Genomic DNA, 20,831 nt, shown 5'->3' on the forward strand with positions numbered 1-20,831 from the left:
ATTAAAATGTAACTATCATTATGAGGGAGGGTGGGGTGTATTACGAAGAAAAGAATAGTAATCATTTCTCTATGTATCGCTTTTGGATTGTTTTGGTCATATAAAGAGGAGGTTTTTGCCACCTTTAAACCGATAGATCGCTACGAGTTAAATAAGGAATTAAAGAACAAAAGTATAGAAACTTTAACTCATAAAGAAAAGAAAATGATAGGAGAACACTTTGTGACAGCGCAATTATCAGTGTTTGAGTTTGATAATAAAGAAGATGTGAAGATAAAAAGCGAAGAGTTATTTGTAAACAAAGGGTATGAGCAATTAATGAAAAATTATTATCCAAATCGTTTTCGGAATTTAGAGTATAAATTTACAAACGAGGAGATACGTGAAGTGACAGATGAGAGTTTTTACTATCATGCTGTAGCGTACGTTGCTGGTACTGAAAATGGTAAGAGAAGTGAAATGAAATTAAATTATGACATGAAAATTGTAAAGGTTAATAATATATTTAGGGTGTTAGATCAAAAGCAGTACGTACAATGAAAAATCCCTCAAGGAGAAGAGGGATTTTAAAGATTTTCATTTTGTTGCCCAAGTTCTTTTTGAGCAATGTATAAATTTCCTTGCTCAACTTGTTTCAGTGTATGAACAGAATCTCCTGCATATCCTTTTTCTGTTTTAACAGTTCTTTTTGAACGATTTGAATCTTGTTTCTTCATATAATAGACCACCCTTCCTTAAAAATAGACGAAAATGATGAGCACGAGTAATACAGCTGCGAAAATGGTAATGCCCATTAAAAAAGAAGTATTTTTATATTTAGGTGGCTTATGTACATCTTGCCGATATCCAGGTGAAATTTCAGGGGCGAATTCTTCATCGAATGATTGTTTCTTTTGTTTTTCGTCCATATGTATCCACCTTTCTTTTTCATTATGTTACACGTTACAAGAAAAAATATGCATGAAGAAAACAGCCGCTATATCATTAGCGGCTGTTTTGCGTTGTATATTTTCTTTGTACTTGGAAGAGACGGATAAGCAGGAAGATTGCTCCAAATGCTAGACCGATAATAAGACCGATCCAATACCCTTTTGCTGCCCAGTCAGTATAAGTTGCTAACATGTAGCCAAGAGGTAGACCTATTACCCAGTAAGCTATTAATGTCATAATTAAGGCGACATTTACGTCTTTATAACCACGAAGTGCTCCTTGTACTGGAGTTGCAATCGCATCTGAAATTTGAAATAAAATCGCGAATATAAGAAATTCTTTAGCTAAATGATGGACATTTGCATTTGTCGTATAAATAGAAGCAATTTCATCATCAAAGAAATAAAGAAGGATTGAATATAAAAGAGCGAAAGCAAGGGCTAATCCAATTCCGATAAATCCATATTGTTTCGCATTATTGTATCGTTTTGCTCCAACTTCAAATCCAACTGCTATCGTCATTGCCATTGCTAAACTTAAAGGAGTCATATATAACAAGGAAGCAAAGTTCATAGCTGCTTGATGTGCTGCTATTGTTGTCGTACTAAAATTGCTCATCATAAGTGTTACCGCAGCGAAAATACTCGTCTCAAAAAAGATAGCAAATCCGATAGGGACACCAAGTTTCAGGAATTCCTTCCAGATCGTAAAGGAAGGGCGGTATAACTGTTTAAAGATATTGAAAGAAGCGAAAGGCTCTTTCGTACGAATAATAATGACGGTAATAATTAAAATACACCAATATGTTGCTGCAGAAGCGATTGCCGCACCAACACCACCGAGTTTTGGAAAGCCAAAGTGACCAAAAATTAATAAGTAATTTAATACTACGTTAATTGGTAATGATAGTAATGTAATAATCATCGTTGTTCGAGTTTTTCCTAATGCATCAATAAATCCACGTAAGACGGTGTAAGTAAATAAAGGGATAATTCCAATCGCGATAATACTTAAAAATTGTGCTGCAATACGTTCCACAGGTTCTTCTAATTGCATGCCATTTAAAATAGGTGAAACAGCGAAGAATCCGATAAGGATAACAACGAAACTAGCACAAATTGCTAAATATACTGCTTGTATGACAATGTGGGGAACGTCCTCCTTTTTCTTTGATCCAACGAGCTGTGCAACAATAGGAGTAGTAGCCATTAAAATTCCTGTTAAGCCGGTACTAACAGGAAGCCATATACTTGTCCCGATAGCAACACCCGCTAAATCAATAGGACTTGCATGTCCTGACATTGTCGTATCAAAAAAGCTCATCGCAAATAATGACATTTGCGTTACAAAAATCGGGAAAAAGAGTAATAAAAATTGCTTTAACTTTTGTGAGAATGAAGTAGTTTCTTTCATAAAATCCCCTTTCAGTGTAAAAAACAAACTCTTATTATCATACAATTTAATCAAAAAATAGAAAAGAAATAAGCGTATACAACAAATGAAATCAATAAAAAAAGGATGCACTTTGAAAAGGGATAAGGTATTATGATAAGGTGTGAAAAAATTACATATTCGTTATTAAGGAGGCACTACTTGTGGCTGATTGGTTAATTGGATTAATCATGGGTGCTGTTGAAGGTTTAACAGAGTTTCTACCAGTTTCATCAACAGGACATATGATTTTAACAGGTCATTTACTTGGATTCGACGATGAGAGAGCGAAAGTTTTCGAAGTTGTTATTCAGTTGGGATCGATTTTAGCAGTTGTTGTTATATTTTGGAAACGTTTATGGTCATTAGTTGGAATAGGGAAAGTGACTGATGGACCATCTTTAAATTTATTACATATTATTATTGGGATGATTCCTGCCGGCATACTCGGTGTATTATTCCATAGTGCAATTAAAGAAGTTTTATTCGGTCCAGGACCGGTTGTTATTAGCTTAGTAGCTGGTGGTATTTTAATGATTGTTGCTGAGAAGTTTTCAAAACCAAGTACAGCAAGAACGTTAGATGAAATCACATATAAGCAAGCATTTACAATCGGAATGTTCCAATGTTTAGCACTTTGGCCAGGATTTTCTCGTTCTGGGTCTACAATAAGTGGTGGTTTATTAGCTCGCGTTTCGCATACAGCGGCAGCTGAATATACGTTTATTTTAGCAGTACCAATGATGGTAGCTGCAAGTGGCTTAGATTTAATCAAGAGCTGGGATATATTAAGTGCAGCAGATATACCGTTATTTGCAACTGGATTTATTACAGCATTCGTTGTTGCGATGCTTGCAATTGTTTCATTCTTAAAATTGTTAGGTCGTGTAAAACTAACACCGTTCGCTTATTACCGTTTCATTTTAGCTGCGGTATTCTATTTCTTCATTATGTAAGAATAAATTGTCAGCAATCCCCTATAGAATAGACATTTGAAAAAAGTCTATTCTATAGGGGATTTTTTTATAGCGAGAGAAAAATAAAACTTTTACCTTCAATTACTTGTATTTCACCATGTGAAATATGCCATAATGATTTCGTTATAATAACTTTAAGAAAATCGATAGGGTATTTGAGAGGGGCAGTTTAGTGAGTTTTGCAATAGAAATAGTAATTCCAGCACCAATTGATGTTGTATTTGATTATGTAAATAATGACGAGAAAATAATGGAATGGAGTACTTTTATGGTAGAAAATAGGTATCCTCCAAACGTAGATATAAACAATCCCCGTGAAGGTGATAAATATATATCTGTGCAAAAGATGGGTAAGAAAATATATGAGTTTGAGGCGGAAATTTTAGAGTGTGAAGCACCTTATATCGTGTCAATTGGATGTGACATGAAGCAAGGCTATACAGCCATAACTTATATGTTAGAAGAGGATGAAGAAGGTACATCGCTTACTGTAATCGTAGAATTTGAACCGAAGAATTTTTTATATAAGATTATGTACAAGTTGACTGGATGGATGACGCGTGCGGTATATATGGGTGAGATGGAGCGTTTAGCAGAGTGCGTAGATGTTGCATATTCTCAGAAAAAAGGATTATAATTTTGTAAAATAAAAACCTGCCGAAATCGGCAGGTTTTTATTTTACTACTTTCTCAATCATGCTTTCCATTACATGTTCCCAAAGAGAAGTATCATCAGCTAATGTAGCACGGAAATTAGCGTACATTTCTTTTTGTTTTTCCTCGAATGTTGGATCTTCTTTTTCAGGCAATGTAGCACGCATGGAAGTTACTAATTCTTGTACTTTTGGAGCGCGTGGTCCAAAGACGGCTTGTTCATTTCCATCTTTATCAATGAAAATAAAGATTGGAATCGCACGTGCTGTTCCGTTTGTTAAGTATTGATCCATTAATTCTAAGTTTTCATCACGAATTAATAATCGCATATCGATATTTGCAACTTCAGAAATTCGTTTCATAACAGGTACGCATAAAAGAGCGTCACCACACCAATCAGCTGTTAATACGATAACGCGCCAGCCATCATTTTGGCGTTCTTCTAATACAGGAAGTAATTCATTTGGAATTAAAAAGTTATTGTAAATGTGTAGTAGCTCGTATTGGTTTACTTTCATTTCATTCACATATGTATCAAAGGACATACCTTTATCAGCCCATTGTTGTAAGTTCATAAGTAACACCTCTTTAGTATGATTTGTTTTTATTGTACCAATTTTTATATAGAAAAGCTTGTATTCTTACTCTTTCTTATCACTTAATAATTTATTTAGTGTGAAAAGGAATAGTGCGACATATAATTCAGCTGTATTTGACATTTGTACGCTCTCTATCCAGTCGTCAGCGGTATGAATGACGAACCAATCTAACGTAATTTCAATAATGGAGAGAAGAGCAATCGAGAGCCAATTAGGCATACTTGTCATCATTGGATGTAGGAGTACTTTAAAGAAAATGAATATAAAATATGTAATACCATCTAAGAAAAGGATAAGTAAAAAAAAGAGTAGTAGAGCTGTTCGTGATGAATATTCTATACCTGTGATTTGAAAGATTCCTACATATACAAAGAATATAAATGCAAAGAATATAATGAGAATAAGAATAACAAAACCAATAATAATAGTCTTATCTTTTAGACTGAGATTAGAAAACCTGTCTTCTTCACTCACTATTCCAACTCCTTTTTCTGGAAATTAACTTCATTGTAACATGAAATATATATTAAAAAAGTACGAATTATGGGAAAAAAAGGTGACAAAAAGTAAGATTTCATGTAAAATTATTAATAAGGTTTTTATTTAACTAAATGAAATAAAAGGGGCTGTCAAAGTTGTCTCAAAATAGAGAGCAATTAATGGAAGAACTATCGACAAATGTTTTTTCTATGTTTCGCACGTTGCGTAATGATATTGGAAAAATATTTGGTGGTTACATACCGTGGAATGAGTTCATCGTCCTTAGAATATTGAATCGTACGAATAAAGAAATGGTATCACGTGTAGCTAATGAATTAAATGTGTCGAATAGTCATATTACAGCTGTTACAGAAAAATTAATTAATAAAGGCTTTGTAACTCGTTCACGTTCTACATCAGATCGCCGAGTTGTATATTTAGAGATTACAGAACAAGGGAAAGATTTAGTTGCGAAAATGGAAGGTGAGAAAAAGAAATATTTACAAGAAAGATTCTCCTCACTTTCAGAAGACGAAATGAATGTAATGATATCTATTTCTAAAAAACTTATTTAAGTAGTTATAAATAAGAAAACGCTTACTTAACACAGAAGAAGACCTTCCTCATATATGGAAGGTCTTCTTCTGTGTGTAATAGATGATAAAAAATAAAATGTGTATGAAAAAAGATAGAGCGCCATACTACTAATAAAGGAAGGAGGGGGAAATATGACGAATCGTAATGGTAGTCAAGGAAGTGGAAATCAAGGTTCACCAAAATCAGGGCAATTCCAGCAGGAGTTTAGTGCTGATTTTGAAACAGGTAATGATAACAAAGGAAAAGAATATCGTTCGAAAAAAGGAAGCAAGTCAAAAAAGGAGTGAATCATTTCACTCCTTTTTGATTTAAGATGCTGCAGATTTATCAGTATTATATTTTTCTTCTGATTTTGAAACAATCATTGCACAAATTGTATCGCCAGAAATATTGACCGCATTCTAGACCTGTCTAGAATGCGGTCAATACCGATAATAATTAAAGCAATACCCTCTACTGGTAGATTTACTTGATTTAAAACCATCGTAAGCATTACAAGTCCAACACCTGGTACATCAGCAGTGCCAATACTAGCTAGTACAGCAGTTAATACAACCATAGCTAATTGCTGAAATAAGCGAAGAGAGTTAAGTTATGTGTTTGGAAAAAAAATAGACCATCACATGATGGCCTAGGGAAGGGGACAATTTATGTCAATTTAATTAGGGATGGAAAGCTGTTCAAGACACTGGGGAATGTCTTATAAATTAGGGAGGAACAGCTCCGATACATACAATATAAAAGATAGATGTGACCTAGATGTGAACATAGAGTGAAAGAGAGAGGGAGTTTTAAGTAAGAAGAAAGAGAGAATAAAAAAATAAGACCATCACATATAGGATGGCCTAGGGAAGGGGACAATTTATGTCAATTTAATTAGGGATGGAAAGCTGTTCAAGACACTGGGGAATGTCTTATAAATTAGGGAGGAACAGCTCCGATACATACAATATAAAAGATAGATGTGACCTAGATGTGAACATAGAGTGAAAGAGAGAGGGAGTTTTAAGTAAGAAGAAAGAGAGAATAAAAAAATAAGACCATCACATATAGGATGGTCAAGGGAAGGGGACAATTTATGTCAATTTAATTAGGGATGGAAGCTATTCAAAGACACTGGGGAATGTCTTATAAATTAGGGAGGAATAGCTCCGATACGTATACTATAAAAGGTAGATGTGACCTAGATGTGAACATGGAGTGAAAGAGAGAGGGAGTTTTAAGTAAGAAGAAAGAGAGAATAAAAAAATAAGACCATCACATATAGGATGGTCAAGGAAGGGGACAATTTATGTCAATTTAATTAGGGATGGAAGCTATTCAAAGACACTGGGGAATGTCTTATAAATTAGGGAGGAATAGCTCCGATACGTATACTATAAAAGGTGGATGTGACCTAGATGTGAACATGGAGTGAAAGAGAGAGGGAGTTTCAAATAAAAGATAGAAAGAACAAAAAAATAAGACCATCACATATAGGATGGTCAAGGAAGGGGACAATTTATGTCAATTTAATTAGGGATGGAAAGCTGTTCAAGACACTGGGGAATGTCTTATAAATTAGGGAGGAACAGCTCCGATACGTATACTATAAAAGGTAGATGTGACCCTCGTGTGAACTTGGAGTGAAAGATATAGGAATTTGAAAAGGGATAAAATAGTTGTTGTAAGAGTTATAGTATAAGTGGAGATATAATAGAGAATATTCTTTTGTAAAACGATAGGAATCTGAATATAAATAAAAGTTGAAATCTATGAAAAAAAGGATTATGCTCAACTATATTATAAGAATATAAGGTTTATCCCGCTACTTGTAGGCTCTTAAAGAGTCTTTATTTATGAGGGGATAAAAGCTTCACTTGATAAAGGGAGTTAGTGATATGGAAGTAGCAAAAAAACAAGGGTTGTATAATCGCCTTGTACGATTAAATCCACCACAAATTTTAGCATTAGGCTTTTTTTGTTTAATTGTGGTCGGAGGATTGTTATTAAAGTTACCGTTTGCAACGAAAGTACATATTAGTTGGGTAGATGCTTTCTTTACAGCTACGTCGGCAGCGACTGTAACGGGTTTAGGTGTTGTAGATACTGCAAGTACGTTTACGATGTTTGGTGAAATTGTTATTATGTTTTTAATTCAAACGGGTGGTCTCGGCCTTATGACGATTGCCATTTTAATTGTTTGGGTATTAGGTAAAAAAATCGGTTTACGCCACCGATTATTAATTGGAGAAGCATTTAATCAAACAAATATTGGTGGTCTTGTGAAATTAGTGAAACGAGTTTTTATTTTTTCTATTTGTATCGAGCTAATTGGGGTTATCTTTTTATCGATTCGCTTTATTCCAGAGTTTGGTTTTGGAAAAGGTTTATACTATAGTATTTTTCACGTTATTGCGTCATATAATAATGCCGGCTTTGCGCTTTGGCCAGATAATTTAACAAGATATGTAGGAGATCCTATTATTAATATTGGGATTTGTTCTTTAATTGTAATAGGAGGGTTAGGGTTTACTGTATTAATTGATATATGGTATAGCCGTAGTTTCCGAAAATTATCACTGCACTCCAAAATCATGATTGTTGGAACGATAGCACTTAATGTTATTGCGATGATTGTGATTTTTGTATTGGAATATAATAATGTGAAGACTTTGGGACACTTATCTTTAAATGAAAAATTATGGGCTTCGTTCTTCCAAGGAATTACACCTCGTACAGCCGGTTTTAACACGGTAGATTATGGGGGGATGGAAGAGTCATCGATACTATTTACGATGGTATTAATGTTTATTGGTGCGGGAAGTGTATCGACAGGCGGTGGAATTAAGTTAACGACATTCGTTATTTTAATTACATCAGTTCTTTCTTTCTTTAGAAAGAAAGAGGATTTTGTTTTATTTCAGCGTACGATTAAAATGTCGACAGTAACGAGAGCGTTAGCAATTGTCGTTGCTAGTCAAATACTTATTTTTACAGCGGTATTTGTATTAATGCTTACAGAAGATTTCAGTTTTATTCAGTTATTATTTGAGACAATTTCAGCGTTTGGCACAGTAGGGTTAACAATGGGGATTACTGCAAAGCTATCGGCGTTTGGAAAATGTATTATTATGTTTGTTATGTTTTGTGGATTAATCGGACCGTTAACACTTGTGTTCTCTTTGGCACGACCAGCGAAACAAAAAATTAAATATCCATCAGAAGATGTATTTACAGGATAAGGTATCCCGCATAAAGCGAGATACCTTTTTCTTTTTAAAAAAGAGAGAACAATAAACCAATAATCGCCGCTCGGAATAATATCGCAATGAGTGCAGCGATACCACCCACAATCGCTGCGGTGCCACCAGTTACAGTAGCCCCGCGATTATAAGCGTAAATACCGAGTAAAACAGACACAAGACCAAATAGTGTTGGGAATGTGAATAGTGATAATATTGCTAAAGCAAGAGCGATAAAACCAGCAGTCGATCCAGCTGCAGATGATCTTACATCATCGTTATCTTTATCATCATAATCAATACGCTGTGGTGCAACTTCAGCTGCGTATTCTTCTTTATAGTCACTATAATCACTATCTATTCGATCTCTTTTTTTATATTCATCAAATTTCTCAGTCAAAGTAAGGACTCCTTTCATAACAAGGTTCAATAGTAGTATGTTTCTCTTTACTGTTTTTATCCCGCTATTTGCGAGCAGTAAGACTCCCACCTCAAAATTTGGTTGGAGCGAAGAAGTTAGGTGGGAGTCGGGCTGCCCGTAAACGCCCGATTGGTGAGGGCTAATAATCAGTGGGGAATGAACAAAACCCCCACTGATTAAAGTTTCACTTTATCCGAACTTGTACAGGGAGTAATATCCAATCGGAAAGTGAAAAATGTTTTTTCAAAATAGGAAAACTTAGTATGACTTCCTCTATTTTGGAAAGTATAAAAAAGAATAATGAGGAAAGGGTGTAGTACATAATGGAACATCCAATTGAAAATTTAATGAAAACAGCAATGAAAAATTTAAAAGAGATGGTAGATGTAAATACGATTGTTGGAAGTCCGGTTTCAACAGCTGACGGAAATGTAGTATTAACAGTATCTCAAGTGGCTTTTGGTTTTGGAGCTGGTGGAAGTGACTTTAAAGGGGATTTTATTTCTGAAAAACATAATAGCGGACAAGGGCAGCATAAAGAGAACAAGCAAAGTCATCCATTCGGAGGCGGAAGCGGGGCTGGGGTTTCTATTAGCCCAGTTGCTTTTTTAGTAGTTGGCTCTAAGGGTGTGCAAGTATTACACCTCAATAGTAGTACACATTTAATTGAAAAGGCTTTAAATACTGTACCAAGCACTGTAGATAAATTTGTAAATGGTCGCCACAAGTGAACTTGCATTTTTTAGGAATTATGATATATTAGAAAAAGTGCGCTTTAGGATGATCGGAATAATTGAACTGTAAATATATATGATGTGTGGAATAAGGGAGAGGAATTTATGATTAATATCAAAAACTTAGTAGTTGGCTTATTTATGTTAGTAAGCGGTTTTGTTGTATATGTAATAAAAGAAAAAGCTCCATTCTAAAACAGACAAACCGTTAATGTCTGTTTTAAATTTGTGAAAAATGTTGACAAGTTATTGTATTGGTGTTAGAATTTTAATTCGTGTCTCGGTTAAAGCTAGTGTAAAGTAAATAAATCTTATGAATATAATACGAAAAGTTTGCGAAAGATCGGGTAGTCTTACCAACAACTTTTGTGAACAAACCCTATAAATTGTATATGTAAGCTTTATATGTATACTAGTGAATCAAGGAGCGGTCAGTGGAACCGTAATGATGAGAGAGAGGTAGGGCTTTCATCCAGTATATGTTACTTTCCCGTTAGGTGAATATAAAAAAGAGGGCTCCTTTTGAAAAGGAGCCCTCTTTCTATAGATAAATTGAAACTATAATCAGTGAGACCATTCCCGTTAAATGTTAGCTCGCAAATAACGTGATAAAAATGATTAAGTGCGGTTTTCAACTTGTTGACAAATTTCATCTGTTGTTAAACCATGTGCTTTAATTACAGATCCTTTTATCGATGCATCTGCAATACCCATCATATTAGAATCTTGCCCGGTTACAACGCAACAATCGCATCCATGTGCATCATTTTCAGAGTTAAGTGAAACGACTTCATGTCCTTGTTGCTGAAGAGCTTGTTGAACATCTGTTAAAGAGTTCTCAACACCAATTCTAGCCATAATTTTCACCTCCTACCACCTAGTTGCTAGTATGCTCAAGTCCATAGCATATATTTATGAAAAGATGGTAGGAAGAGAATATTTGTTTAGTCGTTATATACACCAGTAAGCATTTGACTAACGAATTGATCATTTAATGTATCTTGTGCTGAACTGTTATTGGATTGAATATCGATTGAAGCTGTATAGTTGTTATGTTTCCTGCTATTTGGTTCTACTTCAACGTAATTATCGAATTTACAAAATCCTTTCGTATCCATTAGATCAAATAGTTGTAGCATTTCTACTACCTCTTGTCTTGTTCCTTTAATTTGTACACACGCCATTTTTATTTCCTCCTTCAATTTGACAAATTGTTTTTTAAAAATAGGATTATGATTACTAAATGAAAAATATGAATGTTATTTTTAGACAGCGTTATTTTTGTTATTTTCCCCCTTTTTCACCAAAAGTCGTCGTATATTCCCGAATTTATAAAATCGGACGTCCGTTTATTGAATACAATAGATTCGTATCAATTGGCGAAAACCCTTCTTTTAAACAAATATTTTTTTAGTAGAATTTGGCGAAAAAAAAATTTTGACTTTTTGTAAACGTTAACAATGTTGTTAAATCAATATAATCAAAGATGTACGTACGATTAAAAATTAAAAATTTTCTAAAAATTCACTTGATTTATTTGAAAAGGAGAGTAAACTAGGAAACAATAAAAAACTCATAGAACATAGGGGGCGCTTTCAAGTGAACGAGCAGTGGATTTTCTTAAATGGAGAATTTGTTCCAAAAGACGAAGCAAAGGTTTCAGTATATGACCATGGCTATTTATATGGCGATGGAGTGTTCGAAGGAATTAGGGTATATAGCGGTAATGTTTTCCGTTTGAGAGAGCATCTTGTCCGGTTATATGAATCAGCGAAATCCATCATGTTAGAAATTCCATATACGTTAGAAGAAGCAACGAAAATCGTTGTTGAAACGATTCGACAAAACAAACTATCTAATGGATATATCCGCCTCGTTGTATCAAGAGGACCTGGGAATTTGGGATTAGATCCCGATTCTTGTACGAAACCAAATGTAGTAGTAATTGCAGAGCAATTATCTTTATTTCCACAAGAATATTATGAAAAAGGGATTCCGATTATAACAGTTGCAACGCGTCGTAATCGCCCGGATGTTTTATCGCCTCAAGTAAAATCTTTAAATTACTTAAATAATATTTTAGTTCGCATTGAGGCGAAACTAGCTGGAGTACAAGAAGCACTTATGTTAAATGACCAAGGATATGTAGCTGAAGGCTCTGGAGATAACGTATTTATTGTGAAGGGAAATAAATTAATTACACCACCAAGTTCTGCTGGAGCGTTAGAAGGTATTACACGAAACGCGATTTTAGAAATCGGTGAAAAACTTGGATATGACGTAAGAGAAGAATTATTTACAAGGCACGATGTATATGTAGCTGATGAAGTGTTTTTAACAGGAACAGCTGCTGAAGTAATTGCTGTTACGACAGTAGATGGAAGAACGATTGGTTTAGGGAGAACAGGGCCACATACGAATCGTTTATTAGAAGAATTCCGTAAATTAGTTGTAGAAGATGGAGAGAAAATTTACGAAGAAAATAAAGTTGGATAATAGCTCTTTATGACATGATAAAGCGTTGATAGGGAGGAGTAGTTGACTGTGAAGCCTCACAGAGAGTCGGTGGTTGCTGGAAACCGATGGTTCACGTCGACGAACATCACCCTTGAGTGCTAAGCTGAAGTGTTTGTTTAGGCTTAGACGGTAGCTCCGTTATTAGCTAGACTCATATCCCGAGTCACTGAGGCAAGAGTAATCTTGCAAAGAAGGGTGGTACCGCGAAATCTTTCGTCCCTTCAGCACATAGCTGGAGTGTGGACGTAGGATTTTTTTATTTTATAAATGTTTAAAAAAAGGGGGCTTATAAGAAAAATGTCTTCAAAAACGGAAGAGAAACTGGCAACTGGTGCACAGCTATTGTTAGAAGCGCTAGAAAAGGAAGAAGTAGAAGTGATTTTCGGGTATCCAGGTGGTGCGGTTTTACCTCTATATGATGCGCTTTATGATTGTGAAATTCCGCATATTTTAACGAGGCATGAGCAAGGTGCAATTCATGCTGCTGAAGGATATGCAAGAATTACAGGGAATCCAGGAGTGGTAATTGCAACAAGTGGACCGGGTGCTACAAATGTTATTACTGGTTTAGCTGACGCGATGATTGATTCATTACCGCTTGTTGTATTTACAGGGCAAGTAGCAACAACGTTAATCGGAAGTGATGCTTTCCAAGAAGCAGATATTATGGGGCTTACGATGCCGGTGACAAAACATAATTATCAAGTGCGAAAAGCATCGGATTTACCCCGAATTATTAAAGAAGCATTTCATATCGCTAGAACAGGAAGACCGGGCCCAGTCGTAATTGACCTTCCGAAAGATATGGTAGTAGAGCAAGGCGAGAGATGTAGCGACGTACAAATGGATTTACCAGGATACCAGCCTAATTATGAACCGAATCTACTACAAATAAACAAATTATTACAAGCGATTGAGGTCTCAAAAAAGCCATTAATTTTAGCTGGAGCAGGTGTATTGCATGCGAAAGCATCGAAAGAATTAACAAGCTTTGCTCGCAAATATCATATTCCAGTTGTTCATACATTACTTGGTCTTGGCGGGTTTCCGCCAGATGATGAACTATTTCTAGGGATGGGAGGAATGCACGGTTCATACACCGCAAATATGGCGTTATATGAATGTGACTTACTTATTAATATAGGTGCAAGATTTGATGATCGTCTTACTGGGAATTTAGCTTATTTTGCTAAAGAAGCGATTGTCGCACATATAGATATTGATCCAGCGGAAATTGGGAAAAATGTGCCGACTGAAATCCCTATTGTTGCGAGTGCGAAGCAAGCATTAGAAGCTATACTCACTTTTAAAGAAGGGGAAGTAGATTATAATGATTGGCTTTCGTTATTGAATAGTAGAAAAGAAAAATATCCTCTTTCTTACAAAGAACATGCAGAACGTATTAAACCTCAATATGCAATTGATATGCTATACGAAATTACGAAAGGAGAAGCGATTGTAACAACAGATGTTGGGCAACATCAAATGTGGGCAGCTCAATATTATCCATTGAAAAACCCAGATAGATGGGTAACTTCTGGGGGATTGGGAACAATGGGCTTCGGGTTTCCAGCAGCAATAGGTGCACAAATCGCAAAGCCTGAAGAACTAGTTATTGCAATTGTCGGTGATGCTGGATTTCAAATGACCTTGCAAGAACTTAGTGTGTTGAAAGAGCATTCTTTACCGGTTAAAGTTTTTATTTTAAATAATGAAGCTTTAGGGATGGTAAGACAATGGCAAGAGGAATTTTATAATAGGCGATATTCGCACTCCTTACTTTCATGCCAACCAGATTTTGTCGCACTTGCCAATGCATATGGTATAAAAGGTGTTCGTATTGAAGACCCACTTCTTGCAAAGCAACAATTACAGTATGCAATTGAATTAAGAGAGCCAGTCGTAATTGATTGCCGCGTACTTCAATCTGAAAAGGTTATGCCGATGGTTGCACCAGGGAAAGGGGTTCACCAAATGGAGGGGGTGGAGAAAAGGTGAAGAGAATTGTAACAGCGACAGTTCGAAATCAAAGCGGTGTGTTAAATCGAATTACAGGTGTTATGACACGTAGACATTTTAATATTGAAAGTATTTCAGTAGGTCATACGGAATCATCGGATATTTCGAGAATGACGATTGTTGTACACGTTGAAAATGAACAGCAAGTTGAGCAGTTAATTAAACAACTTCATAAGCAAATCGACGTACTGAAAGTATCAGATATTACAGAAGAAGCGATGATCGCTAGAGAACTTGCACTTATTAAAGTAGCAACGTCTGTAGCAAGAGCAGAATTATATAGTTTAATTGAACCATTTCGAGCCACTGTAATAGATGTTGGGAAGGATTCCATAGTGGTGCAAGTAACAGGTACTCAGGAGAAAGTAGAAGCGTTAATTGAATTACTTCGTCCATACGGTTTGAAAGAAATTGCTAGAACAGGTGTAACAGCATTTACACGTAGTATGAAAAAACAAGATAAACAAGTTATGTTAATTCAATAATTATTTAAAAAATAGGGGGAAATGAAAATGGCGAAAGTTTATTATGAAAAAGACGTAACGGTAAATGTATTAAAGGAAAAGAAAGTAGCGATCATCGGATATGGATCGCAAGGCCATGCGCATGCACAAAACTTACGTGATAACGGATTTGATGTAGTAGTTGGACTGAGGAAAGGGAAGTCATGGGATAAGGCGAAAGAAGACGGATTTTCTGTATATACAGTAGCGGAAGCAGCAGAAAAAGCGGATGTAGTAATGATTCTACTACCTGATGAATTACAGCCAGAAGTATATGAAGCTGAAATTGCACCAAACTTACAGGCAGGTAATTCTCTTGTGTTCGCACATGGCTTTAATGTTCACTTTGATCAAGTAAAACCGCCAGCTAATGTAGATGTATTTCTAGTAGCACCGAAAGGTCCAGGACATCTAGTACGTCGTACGTTTGCAGAAGGGGGAGCTGTTCCTGCATTATTTGCAGTATATCAAGATGCAACAGGAGTTGCGACTGAAAAGGCACTTTCATATGCAGATGGAATTGGGGCGACGAGAGCAGGTGTATTAGAAACAACGTTTAAAGAAGAAACAGAAACAGATTTATTCGGAGAGCAAGCTGTACTTTGCGGCGGAGTGACTGCACTTGTAAAAGCGGGATTTGAAACGCTAGTTGATGCTGGCTATCAACCTGAACTTGCATATTTTGAATGTTTACATGAACTGAAATTAATTGTTGACCTTATGTATGAAGGTGGACTTGAAAATATGAGATACTCAGTTTCAGATACAGCGCAGTGGGGTGACTTCGTATCAGGGCCACGTGTTGTTACTGAAGATACAAAGAAAGCGATGGGGGAAGTATTGGCAGAAATTCAAGATGGTACATTTGCAAGAGGCTGGATTGCAGAGCATAAAGCGGGAAGACCAAATTTCCAGGCGACAAATGAGAAAGAAAATGAACATGAAATCGAAGTAGTTGGACGTAAATTACGTGAAATGATGCCTTTTGTACAGCCGCGAGTAAAGGTAGGGATTAAATAATATGAAGCAGATTTTGTTCATGGATACGACGCTTCGTGATGGCGAACAATCACCAGGAGTTAATTTAAATGAACAAGAGAAATTACAAATTGCGAGGCAACTAGAGAGACTTGGTATTAATGTAATGGAAGCTGGATTCGCAGCGGCTTCTGAAGGTGATTTTCAATCGGTAAAACGTATCGCAAATACCATTCAAAATGCTACTGTTATGAGTTTAGCTAGAGCAAAGGAAAGCGATATTCGAAGAGCATATGACGCAGTGAAAGGTGCTGTCTCTCCTCGATTACACGTATTTTTAGCTACGAGTGATATTCATATGAAATATAAGCTGTGTATGTCGAAAGAAGATGTATTAGATAGTATTCATCGCTCGGTTACACTTGGAAAATCATTATTTCCAACAGTGCAATTTTCAGCAGAAGATGCGACAAGAACATCGAGAGCATTTTTAGCTGAAGCAGTAGAAGTAGCGATTCGTGCAGGAGCGAATGTAATCAATATACCTGATACAGTTGGATATACGAATCCAGAAGAATATTATTCTCTTTTTAAATACTTAAAAGAATCCGTTCCTTCGTATGAAAAAGCAATTTTCTCTTGTCATTGTCACGATGATCTTGGGATGGCAGTAGCGAACTCGTTAGCTGCAGTTGAAGGCGGAGCGTTACAAGTAGAAGGAACGATTAATGGAATTGGAGAAAGAGCAGGAAATGCAGCCTTAGAAGAAGTCGCAGTTGCTCTTCATATTAGGAAAGATTTCTATAAAGCGGAGTCTTCTATGACACTAAAAGAGATTAAATCGACAAGTACGTTAGTAAGTCGTTTAACAGGAATGGTTGTACCGAAAAATAAAGCAATCGTTGGAGCAAATGCGTTTGCTCACGAATCAGGTATTCATCAAGATGGTGTTTTAAAGGAAGTAACGACATATGAAATTATTGAACCGTCACTTATAGGAGAATCTCAAAATCTATTTGTGCTTGGTAAACATTCTGGGCGTCATGCATTTACCGAAAAAATGAAAGAGCTTGGTTATGAATTTACAAACGAAGAGCGCGATGTGGTGTTTGAGGCATTTAAAAAATTGGCAGATCGTAAAAAGGAAATTACGGAAGAAGATTTACGTGCGCTTATGCTTGGTGAAGCAGCATTTGCAGCGCAGCAATATAGCATTAAACAATTGCAAGTACATTTCGTATCTAATAGTGCACAATGCGCGACAGTCATACTGAAAGATGAGGAAGGAAATGTATACGAAGATGCAGCAACTGGATCTGGTAGTATTGAAGCAATATATAATGCAATTCAAAGAATTTTAGGGTTAGAATGTGAATTGGCAGACTATCGCATACAATCTATTACGCAAGGCCAAGATGCACTTGCTCATGTTCATGTTGAATTGAAAGAAGGAACTCATCAAGTATCAGGTTTTGGTGTTGCACAAGACGTATTGGAAGCATCGGCAAGAGCTTACGTTCATGCAGCAGGAAAATTGAAATCTTTTATAGCGCTTGTAAAATAATTGTTTGATAAGTGAGGGGCTTTCCTCACCTATCAAATTAAAGTTCTGAAAATTCAGTCAAAGGAGTGTTTACATTGGAAAAACGTATCGTTTGTTTAGCTGGTGATGGTGTTGGCCCGGAAGTTATGGAAAGTGCGAAGGCAGTATTGCATATGGTAGAGAGGCTATATGGACATCATTTTCATTTGCAAGATGAGTACTTTGGCGGGGCTGCTATCGATTTAACGGGGCAACCATTACCGCAGCGAACGCTTGCCGCTTGTTTAGCGAGTGATGCGGTTTTACTTGGAGCAGTTGGTGGACCTCGTTGGGATAGTGCGAAAGAAAGGCCAGAGAAAGGGTTATTAGCATTAAGAAAAGGACTTGGTGTATTTGCGAATGTTCGACCTGTAACGGTAGAAAGCGCAACTGCACATTTATCGCCATTAAAAAATGCTGACGAAATTGATTTCGTTGTCGTTCGTGAATTAACAGGGGGGATTTATTTTTCTTATCCGAAAGAACGAACGGACGAAGTAGCAACAGATACACTTACGTATCATCGCCATGAAATTGAACGTATCGTTTCTTATGCTTTTCAATTAGCGAGTAAGAGAGAGAAAAAAGTAACGTCCATTGATAAGGCGAATGTTTTAGAGTCTAGTAAATTATGGAGAACTGTTACGGAAGAAGTAGCGCTTCGTTATCCTCATGTTGAATTAGAGCATATTTTAGTAGATGCAGCTGCTATGGAGTTAATTCGGAACCCAAGGAGATTTGACGTTATCGTAACAGAGAATTTATTTGGTGATATTTTAAGTGATGAGGCTTCTGTATTGGCTGGATCATTAGGAATGCTTCCATCAGCAAGTCACGCTGAAAACGGCCCTTCGTTATACGAGCCTATTCACGGATCGGCACCGGACATTGCGGGGAAAAATAAGGCGAATCCAATTGCGATGATGCGTTCTGTTGCAATGATGCTTGGGCAATCATTTGGATTAACGCGAGAAGGATATGCGATTGAAGAGGCAATTTCTGCAGCTCTTAAATCTGGAAAATGTACAGCAGATATCGGGGGAGATGAAACGACAACTTCATTTACGAAGGCAGTTATGCAAGAGATGGAAGAGCAAGCGCTAGTAGGGAGAGGACGATAATGGGAAAAAGATTACTAGATAAGCTTTGGGAGAGACACGTAGTTACGACAAACGAAAATGGATTGGATTTATTATATATCGATCTTCATCTCGTTCATGAAGTAACGTCACCGCAAGCCTTTGAAGGCTTGCGGCTTGCAAATCGAACGGTCCGGAGACCTGATTTAACATTTGCAACAATGGATCATAATATTCCAACGAAAGACGTTTGGAATATTACCGATCGCATTGCAAAGCAACAATTAGATACACTTCGTGAAAACTGCAAACAATTTCAGGTGCCATTAGCAGATATTGGTGATGAAGAGCAGGGGATTGTTCATGTTATAGGACCAGAGCTTGGACTTACGCAACCGGGAAAAACGATTGTTTGTGGTGATAGTCATACGGCTACTCATGGTGCGTTCGGTGCACTAGCATTTGGTATTGGTACGAGTGAAGTGGAGCATGTATTAGCAACGCAAACGTTGTGGCAACGAAAGCCAAAGGCGATGGGTATTGAGTTAAAAGGAAAGTTACCGCAAGGTGTTTATGCTAAAGATATTATTTTGCATCTCCTTTCAAAGTACGGCGTAGCAGTTGGAACAGGTTACGTAATGGAATTTTACGGAGAGACAATTCATGATATGGAGATGGAAGAGAGGATGACGCTTTGCAATATGGCAATTGAAGGGGGAGCAAAAGCGGGGATTATCGCACCAGATGAAAAAACATTTTCTTATGTAAAAGGGCGTAAATATGCACCGAAAGACTATGAATCTATTAAGAAAAAATGGTCGGAACTTTATACAGATTCAGATGCGATTTATGATTTACATATTTTGGTTGATATTTCAGATTTAGCACCGTACGTTACGTGGGGAACAAATCCGAGTATGGGTGTTCGTATTGATGAAAAGTTGCCAGAAAAGCATGATGCAAATGACGAAAGAGCATTTTCGTATATGGGATTAAGCCCTGGACAAAGCACGTATGACATTCCAGTTCAGCATGTTTTCATTGGATCTTGTACAAATTCCAGGCTCTCTGATTTAGAAATTGCTGCATCTGTTGTGAAAGGGAGAAAGGTAAAAGAAGGTGTGCGAGCACTCGTTGTGCCTGGATCGAAAAGAGTAAGGGAAGCGGCGATGCAAAAAGGATTACATCACATATTTGAAGAAGCAGGATTTGAATGGAGAGAGCCTGGATGTTCGATGTGTCTCGGAATGAATCCAGATCAAGTACCTGAAGGAGAACATTGTGCATCTACTTCAAATCGAAATTTTGAAGGAAGACAAGGAAAAGGCGCACGAACGCATTTAGTTAGCCCAGCAATGGCAGCAGCAGCTGCGTTATATGGTCATTTTGTTGATATTAGAAAGGAGAGTTATAATGGAGCCATTTCGTATTCATAGAGGTACTGCCGCGGTACTTATGAATGATAACGTTGATACAGATCAAATTATTCCGAAGCAATATTTAAAGAGAATTGAAAGGACAGGGTTTGGAAAGTTTTTATTTGATGAGTGGCGATATGATAATGATCGTCATGAAAATCCTAAATTTCCGCTTAATGCACCAGAAAGAAAAGGCGCGAGTATATTAATTACCGGGGATAATTTTGGATGTGGTTCTTCAAGAGAACATGCTCCGTGGGCGCTTGCTGATTATGGTTTCCGCGTTATTATCGCCGGGGGATTTGCAGATATTTTTTATATGAATTGCATGAAAAATGGTATGTTACCGATTGTAATGGATAAAGAAATGCGTGAACAACTTGCTAAAACGGATGCGAGAGAACAAATAGAAGTAGATTTGGAGAATGAGGTAATTACAACGAATACGCATAGGTTTCATTTTACAATCGAAAAAATGTGGAAAGAGAAATTATTAAATGGTCTAGATGAAATTAGCATTACGTTGCAATACGAACGAGAAATTGGAGAGTATGAAAGAGAGATAGCCTTATATTAAGAAATAACGGAATATTAAAAAATCTATTTACATTCAGAATTAACTGTTATATACTATGTGAAAATCAGAGGAGAAAGGGAGTAAGTATTATGAATATCGTACAATCTATTA

At 36.5% G+C, this 20,831-nt stretch carries 24 protein-coding genes, 1 pseudogene and 1 other annotated feature; of the genes and pseudogenes, 16 read left to right on the forward strand and 9 right to left on the reverse strand.

Features of this window, described 5'->3' with window-relative positions; all coding sequences use genetic code 11:
- The first annotated feature begins 30 nt into the window (after positions 1-30).
- Positions 31-540, forward strand: coding sequence for a hypothetical protein (locus EXW56_RS06955; RefSeq protein WP_002201213.1), 510 nt, complete (start codon positions 31-33; stop codon positions 538-540).
- A gap of 26 nt (positions 541-566) precedes the next feature.
- Here the strand turns inward: EXW56_RS06955 and EXW56_RS06960 are convergent, their stop codons facing one another.
- The 3 genes from EXW56_RS06960 to EXW56_RS06970 all read right to left on the reverse strand — a co-directional run bounded on the left by EXW56_RS06960 (position 567) and on the right by EXW56_RS06970 (position 2,343).
- On the reverse strand, positions 567-716 hold the full coding sequence (locus EXW56_RS06960; protein ID WP_000743737.1) for a hypothetical protein: 150 nt from the start codon (positions 714-716) through the stop codon (positions 567-569).
- Positions 717-734: 18 nt separating this feature from the next.
- Positions 735-908 carry a hypothetical protein gene (locus EXW56_RS06965; RefSeq protein ID WP_000343684.1) on the reverse strand — a complete coding sequence of 58 codons (174 nt, stop codon included), beginning with the start codon at positions 906-908 and terminating at the stop codon, positions 735-737.
- Positions 909-984: 76 nt separating this feature from the next.
- On the reverse strand, positions 985-2,343 hold the full coding sequence (locus tag EXW56_RS06970; protein ID WP_002201212.1) for an MATE family efflux transporter: 1,359 nt from the start codon (positions 2,341-2,343) through the stop codon (positions 985-987).
- Between the two features lie 182 nt (positions 2,344-2,525).
- Between EXW56_RS06970 and uppP the strand changes: the two genes are divergently transcribed.
- Positions 2,526-3,317 (forward strand): bacitracin resistance undecaprenyl-diphosphatase, encoded by a 792-nt coding sequence (gene uppP, locus EXW56_RS06975; RefSeq protein WP_002201211.1) that lies wholly within the window; start codon positions 2,526-2,528, stop codon positions 3,315-3,317.
- Between the two features lie 193 nt (positions 3,318-3,510).
- Positions 3,511-3,975: an SRPBCC family protein gene (locus EXW56_RS06980; protein WP_002201210.1), complete on the forward strand. Its 465-nt coding sequence runs from the start codon at positions 3,511-3,513 to the stop codon at positions 3,973-3,975.
- 37 nt (positions 3,976-4,012) lie between these two features.
- On the opposite strand, the gene EXW56_RS06985 is transcribed toward EXW56_RS06980, so the two are convergent.
- Together EXW56_RS06985 and EXW56_RS06990 are read right to left on the reverse strand one after the other, a co-directional pair.
- Positions 4,013-4,600 (reverse strand): thioredoxin family protein, encoded by a 588-nt coding sequence (locus tag EXW56_RS06985; RefSeq protein WP_080013734.1) that lies wholly within the window; start codon positions 4,598-4,600, stop codon positions 4,013-4,015.
- A 33-nt stretch (positions 4,601-4,633) separates the two neighbouring features.
- Positions 4,634-5,065 (reverse strand): YrvL family regulatory protein, encoded by a 432-nt coding sequence (locus tag EXW56_RS06990; protein ID WP_002201208.1) that lies wholly within the window; start codon positions 5,063-5,065, stop codon positions 4,634-4,636.
- Positions 5,066-5,226: 161 nt separating this feature from the next.
- Here EXW56_RS06990 and EXW56_RS06995 point away from each other — a divergent pair, with 161 nt between their 5' ends.
- Together EXW56_RS06995 and EXW56_RS07000 are read left to right on the forward strand one after the other, a co-directional pair.
- Positions 5,227-5,646: a MarR family winged helix-turn-helix transcriptional regulator gene (locus EXW56_RS06995; protein ID WP_002201207.1), complete on the forward strand. Its 420-nt coding sequence runs from the start codon at positions 5,227-5,229 to the stop codon at positions 5,644-5,646.
- 153 nt (positions 5,647-5,799) lie between these two features.
- Positions 5,800-5,955 carry a hypothetical protein gene (locus EXW56_RS07000; RefSeq protein ID WP_002158686.1) on the forward strand — a complete coding sequence of 52 codons (156 nt, stop codon included), beginning with the start codon at positions 5,800-5,802 and terminating at the stop codon, positions 5,953-5,955.
- Positions 5,956-5,976: 21 nt separating this feature from the next.
- On the opposite strand, the pseudogene EXW56_RS07005 reads toward EXW56_RS07000, so the two are convergent.
- Positions 5,977-6,236, reverse strand: a pseudogene (locus tag EXW56_RS07005) (cation:dicarboxylate symporter family transporter); the annotation flags it as partial.
- Between the two features lie 1,312 nt (positions 6,237-7,548).
- Between EXW56_RS07005 and EXW56_RS07010 the strand changes: the two are divergent.
- Positions 7,549-8,892, forward strand: coding sequence for a TrkH family potassium uptake protein (locus tag EXW56_RS07010; protein WP_002201206.1), 1,344 nt, complete (start codon positions 7,549-7,551; stop codon positions 8,890-8,892).
- Positions 8,893-8,926: 34 nt separating this feature from the next.
- Here the strand turns inward: EXW56_RS07010 and EXW56_RS07015 are convergent, their stop codons facing one another.
- On the reverse strand, positions 8,927-9,292 hold the full coding sequence (locus EXW56_RS07015) for a hypothetical protein (RefSeq protein WP_002149534.1): 366 nt from the start codon (positions 9,290-9,292) through the stop codon (positions 8,927-8,929).
- A 344-nt stretch (positions 9,293-9,636) separates the two neighbouring features.
- Here EXW56_RS07015 and ytfJ point away from each other — a divergent pair, with 344 nt between their 5' ends.
- A complete protein-coding gene (gene ytfJ, locus EXW56_RS07020; protein ID WP_215597330.1) occupies positions 9,637-10,044 on the forward strand; it encodes a GerW family sporulation protein in 408 nt (135 codons plus the stop codon).
- Positions 10,045-10,152: 108 nt separating this feature from the next.
- The gene (locus EXW56_RS07025) at positions 10,153-10,242 is read left to right on the forward strand and encodes a hypothetical protein (protein WP_000608227.1); all 90 of its coding nucleotides are present in this window, start codon (positions 10,153-10,155) and stop codon (positions 10,240-10,242) included.
- A gap of 423 nt (positions 10,243-10,665) precedes the next feature.
- On the opposite strand, the gene EXW56_RS07030 is transcribed toward EXW56_RS07025, so the two are convergent.
- Together EXW56_RS07030 and EXW56_RS07035 are read right to left on the reverse strand one after the other, a co-directional pair.
- A complete protein-coding gene (locus EXW56_RS07030; protein WP_002158681.1) occupies positions 10,666-10,905 on the reverse strand; it encodes a YkuS family protein in 240 nt (79 codons plus the stop codon).
- Positions 10,906-10,991: 86 nt separating this feature from the next.
- Positions 10,992-11,231: a DUF3911 family protein gene (locus tag EXW56_RS07035; protein WP_002011724.1), complete on the reverse strand. Its 240-nt coding sequence runs from the start codon at positions 11,229-11,231 to the stop codon at positions 10,992-10,994.
- 415 nt (positions 11,232-11,646) lie between these two features.
- Between EXW56_RS07035 and ilvE the strand changes: the two genes are divergently transcribed.
- From ilvE to leuD, 8 genes are all read left to right on the forward strand, one after another.
- A complete protein-coding gene (gene ilvE / locus EXW56_RS07040) occupies positions 11,647-12,543 on the forward strand; it encodes a branched-chain-amino-acid transaminase (protein ID WP_002011723.1) in 897 nt (298 codons plus the stop codon).
- Between the two features lie 16 nt (positions 12,544-12,559).
- Positions 12,560-12,788 (forward strand) — a binding site (T-box leader).
- Positions 12,789-12,861: 73 nt separating this feature from the next.
- The gene (gene ilvB, locus EXW56_RS07045; protein ID WP_002158679.1) at positions 12,862-14,562 is read left to right on the forward strand and encodes an acetolactate synthase large subunit; all 1,701 of its coding nucleotides are present in this window, start codon (positions 12,862-12,864) and stop codon (positions 14,560-14,562) included.
- Positions 14,559-15,068 carry an acetolactate synthase small subunit gene (gene ilvN / locus EXW56_RS07050; protein WP_000822949.1) on the forward strand — a complete coding sequence of 170 codons (510 nt, stop codon included), beginning with the start codon at positions 14,559-14,561 and terminating at the stop codon, positions 15,066-15,068. Before ilvB ends, ilvN begins: the two co-directional genes overlap by 4 nt.
- A 27-nt stretch (positions 15,069-15,095) precedes the next feature.
- On the forward strand, positions 15,096-16,106 hold the full coding sequence (gene ilvC, locus EXW56_RS07055; RefSeq protein WP_002158678.1) for a ketol-acid reductoisomerase: 1,011 nt from the start codon (positions 15,096-15,098) through the stop codon (positions 16,104-16,106).
- A 1-nt stretch (position 16,107) separates the two neighbouring features.
- Complete coding sequence (gene leuA, locus EXW56_RS07060; RefSeq protein WP_215597331.1) at positions 16,108-17,628, forward strand: 2-isopropylmalate synthase; 1,521 nt, start codon at positions 16,108-16,110, stop codon at positions 17,626-17,628.
- A gap of 74 nt (positions 17,629-17,702) precedes the next feature.
- Positions 17,703-18,767, forward strand: coding sequence for a 3-isopropylmalate dehydrogenase (gene leuB / locus EXW56_RS07065; protein WP_215597332.1), 1,065 nt, complete (start codon positions 17,703-17,705; stop codon positions 18,765-18,767).
- On the forward strand, positions 18,767-20,161 hold the full coding sequence (gene leuC / locus EXW56_RS07070; protein WP_215597333.1) for a 3-isopropylmalate dehydratase large subunit: 1,395 nt from the start codon (positions 18,767-18,769) through the stop codon (positions 20,159-20,161). Before leuB ends, leuC begins: the two co-directional genes overlap by 1 nt.
- Positions 20,139-20,720, forward strand: coding sequence for a 3-isopropylmalate dehydratase small subunit (gene leuD, locus EXW56_RS07075; protein WP_215597334.1), 582 nt, complete (start codon positions 20,139-20,141; stop codon positions 20,718-20,720). The genes leuC and leuD overlap by 23 nt, the downstream gene beginning before the upstream one ends.
- Positions 20,721-20,831 lie beyond the last annotated feature (111 nt).

Source organism: Bacillus mycoides, assembly GCF_018742245.1.
GTDB lineage: Bacteria > Bacillota > Bacilli > Bacillales > Bacillaceae_G > Bacillus_A > Bacillus_A cereus_U.

Bases quoted from the DNA above. Each gene is read 5' to 3' on its own strand.
- EXW56_RS06970 (WP_002201212.1), bottom strand. From the start codon at position 2,343: ATGAAAGAAACTACTTCATTCTCACAAAAGTTAAAGCAATTTTTATTA.
- ilvC (WP_002158678.1), top strand. From the start codon at position 15,096: ATGGCGAAAGTTTATTATGAAAAAGACGTAACGGTAAATGTATTAAAG.
- ilvB (WP_002158679.1), top strand. From the start codon at position 12,862: ATGTCTTCAAAAACGGAAGAGAAACTGGCAACTGGTGCACAGCTATTG.
- EXW56_RS07000 (WP_002158686.1), top strand. From the start codon at position 5,800: ATGACGAATCGTAATGGTAGTCAAGGAAGTGGAAATCAAGGTTCACCA.
- leuC (WP_215597333.1), top strand. From the start codon at position 18,767: ATGGGAAAAAGATTACTAGATAAGCTTTGGGAGAGACACGTAGTTACG.
- EXW56_RS07030 (WP_002158681.1), bottom strand. From the start codon at position 10,905: ATGGCTAGAATTGGTGTTGAGAACTCTTTAACAGATGTTCAACAAGCT.
- leuA (WP_215597331.1), top strand. From the start codon at position 16,108: ATGAAGCAGATTTTGTTCATGGATACGACGCTTCGTGATGGCGAACAA.
- EXW56_RS07025 (WP_000608227.1), top strand. From the start codon at position 10,153: ATGATTAATATCAAAAACTTAGTAGTTGGCTTATTTATGTTAGTAAGC.
- leuD (WP_215597334.1), top strand. From the start codon at position 20,139: ATGGAGCCATTTCGTATTCATAGAGGTACTGCCGCGGTACTTATGAAT.
- EXW56_RS07010 (WP_002201206.1), top strand. From the start codon at position 7,549: ATGGAAGTAGCAAAAAAACAAGGGTTGTATAATCGCCTTGTACGATTA.
- EXW56_RS06960 (WP_000743737.1), bottom strand. From the start codon at position 716: ATGAAGAAACAAGATTCAAATCGTTCAAAAAGAACTGTTAAAACAGAA.
- EXW56_RS06965 (WP_000343684.1), bottom strand. From the start codon at position 908: ATGGACGAAAAACAAAAGAAACAATCATTCGATGAAGAATTCGCCCCT.
- ytfJ (WP_215597330.1), top strand. From the start codon at position 9,637: ATGGAACATCCAATTGAAAATTTAATGAAAACAGCAATGAAAAATTTA.
- EXW56_RS07035 (WP_002011724.1), bottom strand. From the start codon at position 11,231: ATGGCGTGTGTACAAATTAAAGGAACAAGACAAGAGGTAGTAGAAATG.